The sequence below is a fragment of the Maricaulis sp. genome (genome assembly GCF_030149515.1).
In the GTDB taxonomy this organism is placed as follows: domain Bacteria; phylum Pseudomonadota; class Alphaproteobacteria; order Caulobacterales; family Maricaulaceae; genus Maricaulis.
In genome coordinates this window covers 79,794-92,792 of sequence record NZ_JASBRI010000025.1, presented here as the reverse complement: position 1 = coordinate 92,792, position 12,999 = coordinate 79,794, and the positions used below count along the sequence as shown (strand labels likewise).

At 65.9% G+C, this 12,999-nt stretch carries 8 protein-coding genes; 3 read left to right on the top strand and 5 right to left on the bottom strand.

The features are described 5' to 3' along the window. Nucleotide 1: 1 nt before the first annotated feature. Complete coding sequence (locus Q1U94_RS12145; protein WP_300545029.1) at nucleotides 2-3,466, top strand: PAS domain-containing protein; 3,465 nt, start codon at nucleotides 2-4, stop codon at nucleotides 3,464-3,466. 5 nt (nucleotides 3,467-3,471) lie between these two features. Here the strand turns inward: Q1U94_RS12145 and Q1U94_RS12140 are convergent, their stop codons facing one another. The 3 genes from Q1U94_RS12140 to Q1U94_RS12130 are packed head-to-tail and all read right to left on the bottom strand — an operon-like array spanning nucleotide 3,472 to nucleotide 6,859. After that, on the bottom strand, nucleotides 3,472-4,707 hold the full coding sequence (locus Q1U94_RS12140; protein WP_300545027.1) for an ABC transporter permease: 1,236 nt from the start codon (nucleotides 4,705-4,707) through the stop codon (nucleotides 3,472-3,474). Beyond that, nucleotides 4,704-5,384 carry an ABC transporter ATP-binding protein gene (locus Q1U94_RS12135; protein WP_300545024.1) on the bottom strand — a complete coding sequence of 227 codons (681 nt, stop codon included), beginning with the start codon at nucleotides 5,382-5,384 and terminating at the stop codon, nucleotides 4,704-4,706. Before Q1U94_RS12135 ends, Q1U94_RS12140 begins: the two co-directional genes overlap by 4 nt. Further along, nucleotides 5,381-6,859: an efflux RND transporter periplasmic adaptor subunit gene (locus tag Q1U94_RS12130; protein ID WP_300545021.1), complete on the bottom strand. Its 1,479-nt coding sequence runs from the start codon at nucleotides 6,857-6,859 to the stop codon at nucleotides 5,381-5,383. The genes Q1U94_RS12135 and Q1U94_RS12130 overlap by 4 nt, the downstream gene beginning before the upstream one ends. A 110-nt stretch (nucleotides 6,860-6,969) precedes the next feature. On the opposite strand from Q1U94_RS12130, the gene Q1U94_RS12125 reads away from it, so the two are divergent. Both Q1U94_RS12125 and Q1U94_RS12120 read left to right on the top strand, forming a co-directional pair. Next, nucleotides 6,970-7,317 carry a hypothetical protein gene (locus Q1U94_RS12125; RefSeq protein ID WP_300545018.1) on the top strand — a complete coding sequence of 116 codons (348 nt, stop codon included), beginning with the start codon at nucleotides 6,970-6,972 and terminating at the stop codon, nucleotides 7,315-7,317. Between the two features lie 100 nt (nucleotides 7,318-7,417). Next, nucleotides 7,418-10,150 carry a pitrilysin family protein gene (locus Q1U94_RS12120; protein ID WP_300545016.1) on the top strand — a complete coding sequence of 911 codons (2,733 nt, stop codon included), beginning with the start codon at nucleotides 7,418-7,420 and terminating at the stop codon, nucleotides 10,148-10,150. Nucleotides 10,151-10,266: 116 nt separating this feature from the next. On the opposite strand, the gene Q1U94_RS12115 is transcribed toward Q1U94_RS12120, so the two are convergent. Together Q1U94_RS12115 and typA are read right to left on the bottom strand one after the other, a co-directional pair. Continuing rightward, on the bottom strand, nucleotides 10,267-11,046 hold the full coding sequence (locus Q1U94_RS12115; RefSeq protein ID WP_300545013.1) for an SDR family oxidoreductase: 780 nt from the start codon (nucleotides 11,044-11,046) through the stop codon (nucleotides 10,267-10,269). 109 nt (nucleotides 11,047-11,155) lie between these two features. Beyond that, complete coding sequence (gene typA, locus Q1U94_RS12110) at nucleotides 11,156-12,982, bottom strand: translational GTPase TypA (protein ID WP_300545010.1); 1,827 nt, start codon at nucleotides 12,980-12,982, stop codon at nucleotides 11,156-11,158. Nucleotides 12,983-12,999: the final 17 nt, after the last annotated feature.

Below are 12,999 nucleotides of genomic sequence, written 5' to 3'. Positions count from 1 at the left end.
CATGACGGGGCGTTCGAAAGAAGTCCTGCGTGCGCTCTACCAGAGCGCACCAATGGCGGTCATCGTGCTCGATCCCGAGCTTCGCGTCCGCTCGTTCAACCCGGCGGCAACCCGTCTCTTTGGGCAGAACGCCGCCGGGCTCGCCGGCCGGAGCGGACAGAGCCTGTTCGCCAATGCGCGCGATTTCGACGCGTTGTCCGGCTCCCGCTTCGGCCTTCGCCCCGATCGCCCGGAAACACAGTTCGTCGGCCGCTACCGCACCCTGGGCGGCCGCATCTTCGACGGCGAGACCGTTGCGGTTTTTGTGGATGACCCGACCGGCGCCGCCGCGGACATCATGCTGGTCGTCCGCGACGTATCCGGCGAATTGTCGCTGAAAGCCAAGCTGGAAGCGAGCGACATCCAGCTGCGCGCAGCCCTCGCCTCGGCCAATGAGGGGGCGTTCTCGCTCAACCTGGTCACCGGACTCGGTTCGACCCGCGGCTTCATCAACGACTTTCTCGGCATCGCCTCGACCGATGCCACGATCAGCCTCGAGCGCTGGCTCGACACGGTCGATCCGAACATGCGCGACAAGGTTGCCGCGGCCATTGACGCCCTGCGGGACCGGCCGACCGCCTCGCTCGACGTGACCTACAGGGCGCGCCGGGCCGACGGCGAATGGCGCTGGCTTCACATGCGTGGCCGCGTCACCGAGTTCACGCGCGAAGGGCCGCCTCTCCGCATCTCGGGCGTCGTCGCCGACATCTCGGAACGTCAGGCGCTGGAGGACAAGCTCGCAGACCGCGAACGCCAGCTGGCCAATGCCATCGAGGCGGGTTCGTGCGGTGTCTGGGAATTGCGGCCCGACACAATGCGCGTCACGCCGATCGGGCCGATTCGCGCCATGCTGGGCCTGCCCGACGAGCCTGAGGAGATCGACGGCCAGGTCTTGCTCGACCGGACCCATCCCGACCAGCGCGACGAGGTCGCCCGGCAGATCGAGGCGGTTGCCGCCGGCCAGACCGACACGATGGACACCGAGTACCGGCTTCTGGATGCACGCACCGACAGCTGGATCTGGCTGCGATCCCGCGGCCGGCTGATGCCGTCGGAGGATGGCCGGATGATCGCCGCAGGCATCATCACCGACATCTCCGAGCGCAAGCAGCTGGAGCAGCAGGTCGCCATCAGCCAGGACCTTCTGCAGGAAGCGTATGAATCCGCAAACACGGGCGCCTGGAGTTTCGACCTGGTGCGCAACCGCGTACGCCTCTCCGGTTTCGTGGTCCGGCTTCTGGGCCTTGGCGGGAACGAGGCCGATCTGTCCTTCGATGCCTGGCTGGACCGCGCGCCGCCCGGTGATACCGACCGCGTCCACCAGGTTCTAGATGCCGTCAAGTCGGCTACCCGGGACACCGACCCTGCAGTGATCAACGGCCTGTTCGGCGATTTCCCGATGATCGCGAAGGACGGCAGCGAGGTCTGGCTTCGAACCCAGGGCCGCGTTGTGGACTGGACCCCCGACGGGCATCCCGCACGCCTGACGGGCATGATCAGCGACATCACCGAAGAACACCGCCTGGAGACGGCCTTGCGCCGTAGCGAATCCCGCCTTCGCGATGCCCTGAAGGCAGCGAACGAGGGTGCGTGGCGGCTGGACCTGCACAGCCAGGTCGCCGAAATCACAGCGGTCATCGCGGAAATGATGGGCTTGCCCTCACGCGATGCGCGGATCAGCTATAATGACTGGCTCGAACGGGTTCATCCGGACGATCTTCACATCTGCACCGCTTGCTATGAGACGCTGGTTTCCGGCGAGAGCGACCATGTCGACTATGTCGTGCGGTACAGGTCGGAATTGCAGGACTGGATTCACATCCACAACCGGGGCCGGATCAGCCAGCGGGACGATCAGGGCCGGCCGGTCATCGCGACCGGCTTCATCACCGACATCTCCGAGCGCGTACGCACGGAGGCGGCACTGCAGGCGCGCGACCAGCAGCTCTCGGAAGCCGTCGAAGCGGCCTCGATCGGAACATGGCGGCGCAGCTACAAGGACGACACGGTCACCTTCCGGGGTTCCCTGGTGCCGGAACTCTTCGCTGCCGGCACCGAGATCACCCTGCCGATGAGCGACTGGTACGCGCGTGTCCATCCCGACGACCGGGACAATCTGAAAGGCATCGCGTCGCGCGCCATTGCCGGCGAACTAAAGACGGCGGACTACGAGTACCGGCTGAAGAACCACAAGGGCGAATGGGTCTGGTACCGCAATATCGGATCGGTCGTCGAATGTGACCGGGACGGCCGGCCGGTCGTGTCCAGCGGTGTGATCTGGAACATCGATTCCGCACGCCGTGCCGACCGGGAACATGACGAGAAGCGGGAACGTTTCGAACGCATCTACCGCGCCACGCCCGCCATGATGCATACCATCGATCCGGACGGCTACATTGTCGAAGTCTCGGACTACTGGCTAACCTATCTCGGCTATGAGCGGGACGAGGTCGTGGGCCGGAAATCGATCGATTTCCTCGATGCTGAATCCCGCAGGCGCGCCGTCGAGATATCCCTGCCCTACCTGTTCAAATACGGCACCAATACCAATGTGCCCTACCGGTTCCTGCGCAAGGACGGGAGCGGGATCGATGTTCTCCTGTCCTCCTTTCTGGAGCGCGACAGGGACGGCCGGCCCCTGCGCAGCTATGCCGTGATGACCGATGTGACCCAGTTGCGCGAGGCGAACGAGATGCTCGAACGCTCCAACCGGGAGCTCGATCGCTTCGCCACCGTCGCTTCGCACGACCTGCAGGAGCCGCTGCGCAAGATCGCGGCCTTCGCCGGCCTTTTGCAACGGCGCTATACCGACACCTTCGACGAGGACGGGACCCGGCATCTGGAATTCCTGGTCGACGCGGCGCATCGCATGCAGAGGCTGATCGACGATCTCCTGGCCTATTCCCGGCTCGCCAGCCAGCCCATCGACCGCAAGCCGGTCGATGTGTCCGAGGCCCTGGGACAGGCCGTCGAACAACTGGAAACCGCCATCGCAGAAAGCGGCGCGATCATACGCCCGGGAACACTCCCGACCGTCGAGGCCGACAGGACGCTCCTGATCCAGATTCTGCAGAACCTGGTCAGCAACGCCGTCAAATACCGCGCCGAAGACAAGGCTCCGGAGATCGGCATCGCCGCCGAACGCCGCGACGGCCTGTGGGTCTTCGCGGTCAGCGACAACGGGATCGGACTGGACGAGAAATTCTCCGAAAAGATTTTCGCACCTTTCCAGCGGCTTCATTCACGCGAAGCCTACAGGGGAACCGGGATCGGACTGGCGATCGTGCGGCAGGCCGTCGAACGTCATGGCGGGGCCGTCTGGGTGGAAAGCCAGCCGGGCGAGGGCGCGACCTTCTTCTTTTCGCTGCCTGCCGCCGGCCGCGAGACGGAAATTCCGCCGGACGTGAGCGAACACGCCGCCAAATAGCCGGGCTATTCGAACCGCAGCGCCTCGATCGGATCCAGGCGGGAGGCACGGTGGGCCGGATAGAGGCCGAAGAATATCCCGACCAGGCCCGACGCCCCGATGGCGATGGCAACGATCACCGGATCGATAACGATTTCCAGCTGGCCGACCTCGGCATAGACAAGCGTTCCCGCCACGCCGGCCACCAGGCCGGCCAGACCGCCGACCAGGCACAGAACGATGCTTTCGATCAGGAACTGGTTGCGGATGTCGCGCCGGCGCGCACCGACGGCCAGGCGCAGGCCGATCTCGCGCGTACGCTCGGTCACCGAGACCAGCATGATGTTCATGATGCCGATTCCGCCAACCAGCAGGACAATGCCGGCCCCCACGGCCAGCAGCAGGCCCAGCTGGCTTTCGGTCTCGTTGCGGGCGCGTATGAATTCGGCCAGCGAACCGACGACGAAATCATCCTCGGCGCCGGGCGGAATATCGCGGCGGATGCGCAGCAAATTCTCGATGTCCGCGATGACGCGGCCGGTGGATTCGCCCGGTGCGATATCGGCATAGACGGTCTGCACCGCGTCGCGCTGGGTGACGCTGATACCGGCCCCGAAACGCTGCCGGATCGTATTCAGCGGTGCGAAGATCACATCATCCTGGTCCTGGCCCCAGGACGTCTCGCCCTTGCGTTCCAGCGTGCCGATCACTTCGAACGGATGTCCGGCAATGCGGATTGCCTGCCCCAGCGGATCGGCGCCATCGAACAATTCCTCGACAATCGACTGGCCCACCAGGGCATAGCGCCGGCCGGACTGTTCCTCGGCTCCGGAAAACGCACGCCCGTCTGCAACCGTCCAGCCGCGCGCGGCGAAATAGTCCGGATTGACACCCTGGATGCGGGTCGACCAGTTGACGCCGCCGAACACCACGGTCGACATCGTGGACACCTCGCCCGACACGCCGGCCAGGCCCGCGATCTCGTTGCGGATAGCCCCGACATCGCCGTCGGTCAGCGGATCGGCCGTGCCCGCCCCGCCGCGGCGGCCGCCGAACATGGACGAACCCGGACGGATGATCAGCAGGTTGGCCCCGAAACTGGCGATCTGTTCCTCGACGGCCTGCTTGGTGCCCTCGCTGATCGACACCAGGACGATGACCGAGGCAACGCCGATGATCACGCCCAGCATGGCCAGCGCGCTGCGCAGGGCGTTGACGCGCAGGGCCACCAGGGCCACGCGCAGCGAGGCGAGACTGTTCATGGCCTGTCCTCCACGATCCGGCCGTCCCGGAAGACCAGCTGACGCCGCGCATGATCGGCGACCTCCTGCTCGTGCGTGACCAGGATGATCGTGATCCCTTCCCGGTTGAGCCGGTCGAAGATCGCCATGATGTCTTCGGAGGTCTGGCTGTCCAGTGCCCCGGTCGGCTCGTCGGCGAGCAGGATTTTCGGATCGTTGACCAGGGCGCGGGCGATGGCGACGCGCTGCTGCTGGCCGCCGGACAGCTGGGACGGGTGATGACCGGTGCGGTCGGCCAGGCCGACCTGTTCCAGCCGCGCCAGCGCCCGCCGACGGCGTTCGGCAGGGACGATACCGGAATAGAGCAGCGGCAGGGCCGCATTCTCCACCGCCGGGGTGCGGGCCAGGAGGTTGAACTGCTGGAAGACGAAACCGATGGTGCGGTTGCGGAACTCGGCCAGCCGGTCGGGGTCGAGGGCGGACAGGTTCTCGCCCGCCACGCGCAGCGAGCCTTCGCTCGGCCGGTCGAGCGCACCGAGAAGATTCATGAAAGTCGACTTGCCGGACCCCGACGCGCCGGTCACGGCGATGTACTCGCCTGCCCCGATATCCGCACTGACCCCGTCCAGCGCGCGCACGACCTGGTCGCCCATCACATAGGTCCTCACCAGATCGCGGCATTCGATCATGACGCTCATTCGCGCACCTCGCGCGCACGGGTCACGACAGCGTCACCGGCCGCCAGATCGCCGCCCGCGACTTCGGTCGTCTGGCTGTCTGAAATGCCCAGGCGCACGCGGCGCTCGGCCAGCCGGCCATCGGTCTCCTCGACCCAGATGGTCGCCATGCGGGTCTCGCGCATTTCGCGCTGCAGCTCACGGTAGCGCACCCGTTGTTCGGCATCGAGCACGGTTTCCATTTCGCGCGCGATCTCGGCCTGCAGTGCGGCCCGGTCGATATCGCCGCCGGACTGGCTGGCGGCTCGCGCGCGGCCCATGACCGACATAAAGATGCCGCGCACCTGTTCCTGCTGGCGCTCGGTCAGGTCCAGTTCCGCGGCCATGCGGGCCATGGGACCGCCCGCCCCGCCGCCCTGGCCACCACCCGGACCGCGCCGCGCACCGTCATCGGCCGCATCGAGAGGGCGTGTGCGCCCGTCGAGCGCCGGCGACGGGCGAAAACGAAGGGCACCATTAGGCACGGTGAGCACACCGGTGCGCTCGCCGGTGACGATATCCATGTTGGCTGTCATGCCCGGCAGCAGGCGCTGACCCGGATTGGCGGCCGAAACCACCACGGTATAGGTCACCACATTATTCAGGGTTTCCGGTGCGAGGCGGATCTGCTCCACGACGCCGGTGAGTTCCGTGTCGGGATGGGCATCGACTGTGAAACGCACGGTCTGGCCGCGCGCGATCTGGCCGATATCGGCCTCGTCGACCTGGGCGTCGATCTGCACCTGGCCGAGGTCCTGGGCAATGGTGAACAGGACCGGTGCCGACAGGCTGGCGGCCACGGTCTGGCCGACATCCACCGCGCGGTCGACCACGACGCCGCTGATCGGCGCGCGGATCGTGGTGCGCTCCAGATCGATGCGCGCGCCCTCCAGCGTCGCCTCGCGCTGGGCCAGAACGGCCTGCGCATTGGTGATCTGGGCCCGCGCCACGGCGACATCGGCCTCGGCGGCCTCGAGCGCCGTCTGGGCCGTGTCCAGGGCGGACTGGGCCACCGTGCCGCGTTCGCGCAGCGCCGCCATGCGTTCGTGTTCGCGCCGGGCCTCGCGCAATGCCGCCTGGGCGCGAACCAGCGAGGCGCGCTGGAGTTCGAGGCTGGCGGCCGCCGTCGCCCGCGACGCCTCGGCCTCGCGCACCCGTGTTTCATAGGTCTGGGGGTCGAGGCGTGCGATCACCTGGCCGGCCTCGACGATATCATTGTAGTCGGCGAGCAATTCGGCGATCTGGCCGGACAGCTGGGAGCCGACCTCCACGGTCACCAATGCCCGTACCGCGCCGGACGCCGCGACGATGCGGCGCACATCGCCGATCGCCGCGGCATCGGTCTCGATAACGACCTCGCCGGCGGCAGCGTTGCCGCGGCCCAGGAGCCACCATCCCGCTGCGCCCACAGCCACAACCGCGAGCACAACGACCCACCAACGCTTCAGTTCATGCATGCCAAACCCCTTCAGCGGACCCTTCGCGATCCCTGGTTTCAGGGAATTCAACGTTCGGGCGCACCGTTTCCGTCGCGTCTGCGATGTAGCGCGCTGACCGGGGAAAGGCTATGACGGTCCGCGTTCTGGAACATGAGGTGTGGCGCGTGGACGAGATCGAAGCCCTTCTGGCCGTACCCGGCATGGGACTGGCTTTCAAGGCGGCTCCGGTCCTTGGCGTTGCGATCTGGCTCTTCGTCACGGTCAGCCTGTTCCGCGGCGGCTTCCGCGACCTGACGGAACGCATGACCCGTCCGCAATGGGCAGGACCTGAACGCGCCCGCGCCGCCGCCATGATACCCCTGCGGGCATTGATGCTGGCCGCCGTGGCCGGATTTGCTGCCGTGGTCAGCGTGTTGGGCCTGATGTTCAACGCCGCCGTGATCCTGAACGTCGTTGCGGCCGTGCGCGGCCTCTGACGGTCTCCGGAATGTACATTACAGGGAATTTACTTAACCCGTTGCCACCGGGCATTGCACCCTGCAACCCTGTTATGAAACCGGGAGGGAGGACGGGCTCATGCCTCGTATGCTCGCGGCCGCCACGCTGGCGCTGCTTACCTGGGGAAGTCTTGCACAGGCGCAGGTCCCCGATATCGATATCGCCTACGAGCGCTTTCAGCTCGACAATGGACTGACGGTTGTCGTCCACGAAGACCGCAAGGCACCCATTGTCGCGGTCTCCATCTGGTACGGGGTCGGTTCGGCCAGCGAGCCGGAGGGCCGTACCGGTTTTGCCCACCTGTTCGAACACCTGATGTTCAACGGGTCGGAAAACTACAACGACGACTATTTCGGCCCGTTCGAACAGGTCGGCGCAACCGGCATGAACGGCACCACCTGGTTCGACCGCACGAATTATTTCCAGACCGTGCCGACCCCGGCCCTGGAAATGGCGCTGTGGATGGAATCCGACCGCATGACCCACCTTCTGGGCGCGGTCGACCAGGAACGCCTCGACGAACAGCGCGGCGTGGTCCAGAACGAAAAGCGCCAGGGCGACAACCGGCCCTACGGTCTGGTGGAGTATTCGCAGCTGCGGGCACTCTTCCCGGAAGGCCATCCCTACGCCCACTCCACGATCGGCTCGATGGAAGACCTGGACGCTGCCTCGCTGGAGGACGTGCGCGAATGGTTCAGCCAGTATTACGGCGCCTCCAATGCGGTCCTCGTCCTGGCCGGCGATATCGATGCCGAGGAGGCGCGGCCGCTTGTCGAGCGCTATTTCGGCGATGCCCCGGTCGGTCCGCCCATTTCCCGCATGGATCAGTGGATCCCCGAACGCGAGCGCGACACCACCGAAACCATGTATGACGACGTGCCCCAGGCGCGCATCTACCGCACCTGGGTCGTGCCCGGCCGCATCACCGAGGAACGGGCCCGGCTGGATCTCTTCGCCACCGTCCTGGGCGGCGGCCGCACGTCGCGCCTTTATCGCGACTTCGTCTTCGAGCGCCAGGTGGCAACCCGCGCCGTGGCCTATGTCGAGGAGCATCAGCTGGCCAGCCAGTTCCATATCGAGGTTACGCTGAATCCGGGCGAAGACCCGGCTGAAGCCTCCGCCCGCATCGACGAAATCGTTGCGGAACTGCTCGAAGAGGGCCCGACCGAAGAGGAGCTGGAGGCTGCCCGCACACGGACGAACGCCGCCATGGTGCGCGGTCTGGAGCAGATCGGCGGGTTCGGCGGCAAGGCCGTCACCCTGGCCGAGGGCGAGCTCTATGCCGGCGATCCGGGCTTCTGGCGCACCTATCTGGAACGCATCAACTACGCCGAGGCAGACGAAATCCGGGCCACGGCCAATGAGTGGCTGACCACGGGTTCGCACGAGATCACGGTTCTGCCCTTCGGCGACTACCGGTCGGTGGAAACCGATGCCGACCGCTCCGCCCTGCCCGTCGTCGATACGACGCCGGAGCTGGAATGGCCGGCCGTGGAAACCGCAGAACTCTCCAACGGCGTCGACATCGTCTTCGTGCGCCGCGATGCGGTTCCGGTGGTCGAGATGCAGATGGTGTTCGATGCGGGCTACGCCGCCGACGCCGCGCAAGGCGGGCAGGTCGGCCTCAACTCCTTCACCATGAACATGCTGGATGAAGGTGCGGGCCGCATGGACGCCCTGGAAATTGCCGCCGAGGCCGAAAGCCTGGGCGCCAATCTTTCCGCCGGTGCCAATCTGGACCTGTCCACGGTGACGCTCTCGGCCCTGAGCGGCAATCTTCAGGACTCGCTGAACCTGATGGCCACCGTCATCACCGATCCGACCTTTACGGACGAAGATATCGAGCGCGTGCGCGAGCAGACGCTCAACGGCATCCAGCAGGAAATGGCCAATCCGATCGCCATTGCCCTGCGCCTTCTGCCACCGGAAATGTATGGCGAGGGCCATGCCTATTCGGTGCCCTTTACAGGGTCGGGCACGCCGGACAATGTCGCCGGCTTTACCCGCGAGGATCTGGTGGCCCATCACCGCACCTGGCTGCGGCCGGACAATGCCACCCTGTTCATCGTCGGCGACACGACGCTGGACGAGATCACCCCGATGCTGGAACGCGCCTTCCGCGGCTGGCGTGCTCCGCGCGACCCCTTGCCGGAGAAGAATATGGGCGAGGCGGAAAATTCCGGCAGCGCTCGGGTGATCATCGTGGATCGTCCGAACTCGCCGCAATCGCTCATCCTGGCCGGCCTGATCGGTCCGGAAGGCACGGTCGACAATCCGGAAGTCTATTCTGCGATGAATGACGCCATCGGCGGATCCTTTACCGCCCGGGTGAACATGAATCTGCGGGAGGACAAGGGCTGGTCCTACGGCGCCCAGACGCTGCTCTGGGGTGCCCGTGGCCAGCGGCCCTGGATCGTCTATGCGCCGGTGCAGACCGACCGCACAGCGGATTCGTTGTCGGAACTGCTGCGTGAATTCAACGAATTCACCTCCACCAATCCGGCCACCGAGGCCGAGCTGGAGCGCTCGATCAACAACTCGACCCGCTCCCTGCCCGGCCAGTTCGAAACCGCTTCGGCCGTGCGCGGCTCGCTGGTTTCGAGCTTCAACTACGGCCGCGACTGGAACTATCCGGCCACGCTCACCGAGCGCTACCGCAACCTCGAACTCGGCCCTATCCGTGCCGCCGCCGAGGAAGTGGTGAATCCGGAAAACCTGGTCTGGCTCATCGTCGGCGATGCCGCGGAAATCGAGGAGTCCGTCCGCGCACTCGACATGGGCGAGATCGAGATCCGCCGCATGGGGCAGTAAGCCCCCGCAGCGATCCGAACGCCGGAAAGGCCGGGCGCCGGAGAAACCTCCGGCGCCCGTTTTTTTGGTGCCATGCGTGCCGTCGGCGCGGCAGGGCGGCGGCCCCGGCAGAGGCCCTAGAAGCCGCTGCGGGTGTGCGAGACCCCGCCATCGACGGTCAGTGTCGAGCCCGCAACATAATCCCCGGCCTTCGATGCCAGGAAGATGGCGGCACCCGCCATGTCCGAGGGTTCGCCAATGCGCTGGGCGGGAATGCCCGGGGCGATGGCGTCGCCATGGTCGCGGGCTACCTTGTTCATTTTCGAGGCGAAAGCCCCCGGCGCGATGGCGGACACCATGATGTGTTCCTTGGCCAGCTCGACGCCCATGCGCCTGGTCAGATGGATCAGGCCCGACTTGGAGGCGGCGTAGGAATAGGTCTCCATCATGTTGACCGACAGGCCGTCGATCGACGCGATATTGATGATCTTGGCGGGCCGTTCGGCCGAGGCGGCCGCCTTGAGGGCGCCATGCAGGGCCTGGGCCAGGAAGAAGGGCGTCTTGACATTGAGGTCCATGACCTTGTCCCAGCCGCTTTCGGGAAACTCGTCGAAGGGCGCTCCCCAGGCAGCGCCGGCATTGTTGACCAGGATGTCCAGCGTGTCCTCGTGCTCGAGATACTTCGCGGCCAGCGCCCTGGCCCCGTCCGCGCCCGACGCGTCGCCGGGCAGGGCGATACACGGGCCCAGCTTAGACAATCGCTCCGCCGTTGCCAGGCAGTCCGGCGCCTTGCGCGCGGTGATGTAGACCTTCGCACCGGCACGCACATACCCTTCGGCGATCATCTCGCCGATCCCGCGCGACCCGCCGGTGACCAGGGCCGTGCGGCCTTCAAGGGAAAACAGAGTATCGAGCATGGGGACCTCCCGCCTTGGATTATTGTGTTGCGGGAAGGGTTAGCCGGGTCAGCGCGCAGTGTCGAGGGGGCGGTATGGAATGTTCTGCGCCTCGGCCTACCGCGTGGCATCAGCCCGCCGCGCGCGAGGCCTTCTTGCGCTCGTGTTCCTTCAGCCAGACCTTGCGGATGCGGATCGACTGGGGGGTCACCTCGACGAGTTCGTCGTCATTGATGAATTCCAGGGCGTATTCCAGGGTCAGCTTGACCGGCGGGGTGAGCACGATGTTCTCGTCCGTGCCCGAGGCGCGCATATTGGTCAGCTTCTTGCCCTTGGTGGGGTTGGCGATCATGTCCTCCTCGCGGGCATTCACGCCGATGATCATGCCCTCATAGACATCCACGCCGTGGCCGATGAAGAGCTTGCCGCGTTCCTGCAGGTTGAACAGGGCGAAGCCCAGCGCCTTGCCGTCGATCATCGAGACGATGGCGCCATTGTGCCGCTGGCCCAGCTCGCCTTCCGAACGCGGGGCATAGTGGTCGAAGGTGTGGAACATCAGGCCCGAACCGGAGGTCAGGGTGAGGAATTCAGAGCGGAAGCCGATCAGCCCGCGCGTCGGGATGACATAGTCCAGACGCACCCGGCCATGCCCGTCGGGCACCATGTTCTTCATATCGGCCTTGCGCTGGCCGAGCTTCTCCATCACCCCGCCCTGGTGTTCCTCTTCCACGTCTACCGTCAGGGTTTCGTAGGGTTCGCACACCACGCCGTCGATTTCCCGGGTGACCACGCGCGGACGGCCCACGGCCAGTTCGAAGCCTTCCCGGCGCATGGTCTCGATCAGGATGGACAGGTGCAGCTCGCCACGGCCAGACACGGTGAACTTGTCGGCATCGTCCTGCTGGACGACCTTGAGCGCGACATTGTGGATCAGCTCGCGGTCGAGCCGGTCCTTGATATTGCGCGAGGTCACGAACTTGCCCTCGCGGCCGGCGAACGGGCTGTCATTGACCTGGAAGGTCATCGACAGGGTCGGCTCGTCGACGCTGAGCAGCGGCAGCGCCTCGACATGCTCCGGATCGCACACCGTGTCGGAGATTTTCAGATCCTCGATCCCGCTGAAAGTCACGATGTCGCCGGCCTGGGCGGCATCGCGCTCGACCTTGTCGAGACCATGGAACCCGAAGATCTGCAGCACCTTGCCCTTCGGCTTGCGCCCGTCGGCCTTGGCAACGACGACCGGCTGGTTGCGCCGGAGCCGGCCGCGGGCGATGCGGCCGATGCCGATCACGCCGGTGAAGGAGGAATAGTCCAGCGCCGAGACCTGCAGCTGCAGCGGGCCGTCCGGATCCACCTCCGGCTTCGGCGTATGCCGGGTGATCATCTCGAACAGCGGCGTCATGTCGGTGCCGGGCTCGCCGGCCTCGTTGGAGGCCCAGCCCTGCAGGGCAGAGGCATAGACCACCGGAAAGTCGAGCTGGTCCTCATCGGCGCCGAGCCGGTCGAACAGGTCGAAGGTCTGATCCACCACCCAGTCGGGACGGGCGGAGGGGCGGTCGGCCTTGTTGACCACCACGATCGGCTTGAGGCCGCGTGCCAGGGCCTTCTTGGTCACGAAGGAGGTCTGCGGCATGGGCCCGTCCACCGCATCGACCAGCAACAGGACACCGTCGACCATGGAGAGCACACGCTCCACTTCGCCGCCGAAATCGGCGTGGCCGGGCGTGTCGACGATATTGATCGACCAGTCGCCCCACGTGACCGCCGTGTTCTTGGCCAGGATCGTGATACCGCGCTCTTTTTCGAGATCGTTCGAGTCCATCATGCGTTCGGACACATTGGCCCGTTCGCCCAGCGTGCCGGACTGCTGGAGAAGCTGGTCGACCAGCGTGGTCTTGCCGTGATCGACGTGCGCCACGATGGCGATGTTGCGCAGCTTGTCGAGGGACGCGCTCATGGATATCCAATTCCTGT

What these genes read in the sequence shown, in the direction of transcription:
- Q1U94_RS12145 (WP_300545029.1), top strand. Translation starts at nt 2, where the DNA reads ATGACGGGGCGTTCGAAAGAAGTCCTGCGTGCGCTCTACCAGAGCGCA.
- Q1U94_RS12140 (WP_300545027.1), bottom strand. Translation starts at nt 4,707, where the DNA reads ATGAACAGTCTCGCCTCGCTGCGCGTGGCCCTGGTGGCCCTGCGCGTC.
- Q1U94_RS12135 (WP_300545024.1), bottom strand. Translation starts at nt 5,384, where the DNA reads ATGAGCGTCATGATCGAATGCCGCGATCTGGTGAGGACCTATGTGATG.
- Q1U94_RS12130 (WP_300545021.1), bottom strand. Translation starts at nt 6,859, where the DNA reads ATGCATGAACTGAAGCGTTGGTGGGTCGTTGTGCTCGCGGTTGTGGCT.
- Q1U94_RS12125 (WP_300545018.1), top strand. Translation starts at nt 6,970, where the DNA reads ATGACGGTCCGCGTTCTGGAACATGAGGTGTGGCGCGTGGACGAGATC.
- Q1U94_RS12120 (WP_300545016.1), top strand. Translation starts at nt 7,418, where the DNA reads ATGCCTCGTATGCTCGCGGCCGCCACGCTGGCGCTGCTTACCTGGGGA.
- Q1U94_RS12115 (WP_300545013.1), bottom strand. Translation starts at nt 11,046, where the DNA reads ATGCTCGATACTCTGTTTTCCCTTGAAGGCCGCACGGCCCTGGTCACC.
- typA (WP_300545010.1), bottom strand. Translation starts at nt 12,982, where the DNA reads ATGAGCGCGTCCCTCGACAAGCTGCGCAACATCGCCATCGTGGCGCAC.